The following is a 290-nucleotide window of genomic DNA, read 5'->3' as shown; positions in this document are numbered from 1 at the left end:
AGGTGGCATGCACTCATGGAACTGGTATCGACCGAGGACGGTTACGTCAAAGATCTCAAAATTCTTGTGCGGATCTACCTCGCTCAGCTATCGTCCGTGGAGTCGCTTGTGGAAGCAGACAGGCAGGACATTGCACGCAACGCTGCAGCGCTGCTCGAGCTCCATAAGAAGCTCGCTCGACGGTTCAACGCAATTGTCGATGATGAGAAGTTGCGCGAATTGGGCCCGGGAACTGTTTCAAAAATTGCGCAACAAAAACTCGATAGCGCCATTGATAGAGTAGCTTCCAT

At 51.7% G+C, this 290-nt stretch carries 1 protein-coding gene; it reads left to right on the top strand.

All coding sequences use genetic code 11. The annotated features are described in order from the left end of the window. Positions 1 to 15: 15 nt before the first annotated feature. Positions 16 to 290 (top strand): RhoGEF domain-containing protein (locus tag K6753_RS14515; RefSeq protein WP_223677175.1); only part of this gene is annotated, 275 nt, incomplete at its 3' end.

Origin of the sequence: Novilysobacter selenitireducens, from assembly GCF_020026895.1 — a bacterium.
GTDB lineage: Bacteria > Pseudomonadota > Gammaproteobacteria > Xanthomonadales > Xanthomonadaceae > Lysobacter_C > Lysobacter_C selenitireducens.
Note: the sequence above shows the minus strand (reverse complement) of the source record. Positions and strands in the feature narration are given on the sequence as shown.